Origin of the sequence: Burkholderia sp. Ac-20392, assembly GCF_017104585.1 — a bacterium.
Taxonomy (GTDB): domain Bacteria; phylum Pseudomonadota; class Gammaproteobacteria; order Burkholderiales; family Burkholderiaceae; genus Burkholderia; species Burkholderia lata.
In genome coordinates, this window is the sequence record NZ_JAAGPB010001133.1 from 1 (window position 1) to 843 (window position 843).

An 843-nucleotide genomic window follows, 5' to 3' on the forward strand; every position below is an offset into this window, starting at 1 on the left:
ACCGGCCGCGAACCCGGCACGGCCTCGCGCCGCCCGGGCACCGCGCAACGCCACGTCGGCGCACTGACACCGTTCCTGCACAGCAGCGACGCGCATATCGCGCAGCAGGCCGAGCTCGCGCTGCGCGTTGCGAGCAAGCGGCTGCCGATTCTCGTGCTCGGCGAAACCGGTGCGGGAAAGGAAGTGTTCGCGCGCGCGATCCACGACGCCGGCGCGCGGCGCACGCGACCGTTCGTCGCGGTCAACTGCGGCGCGCTGCCGGAAGCGCTGATCGAGAGCGAACTGTTCGGCTATGCGGCCGGCGCGTTCACCGGCGCACGCAAAAATGGCGCGCGCGGCAAGATCGCGCTCGCCGACGGCGGCACGCTGTTCCTCGATGAAATCGGCGACATGCCGCTCGCGCTGCAGACGCGCCTGTTGCGCGTGCTCGCCGATGGCGAGGTCGTGCCGCTCGGCAGCGATACGCCCGTACGCGTCGATCTCGACGTGATCTGCGCGACGCACCGCGATCTCGCACGCATGGTGGCCGACGGCACGTTCCGCGAGGACCTGTACTACCGGCTGAGCGGCGCGACGTTCGAACTGCCGCCGCTGCGCGAACGCGCCGATGTGCGCGACGTGATCGCCGCCGTATTCGCCGAGGAGGCGCAGGCAACCGGCCACGTGCTGACGCTCGATGCAACGCTCGCCGAACAGCTCGCCGCATATCCGTGGCCCGGCAACGTGCGGCAATTGCGCAACGTGCTGCGCTATGCGTGCGCGGTGTGCGACGCCGCGCGCGTGACGCGGCAAGACCTGCCGGCCGATATTGCCGCGCAGCTCGGCGGCGTGGCGCCCGGCACG

General features: G+C 71.3%; 1 protein-coding gene. It reads left to right on the forward strand.

Translation table 11 applies throughout. The annotated features are described in order from the left end of the window. On the forward strand, positions 1–843 hold an 843-nt coding region (locus G3N99_RS41220; RefSeq protein ID WP_206125313.1), incomplete at both ends, for a sigma 54-interacting transcriptional regulator.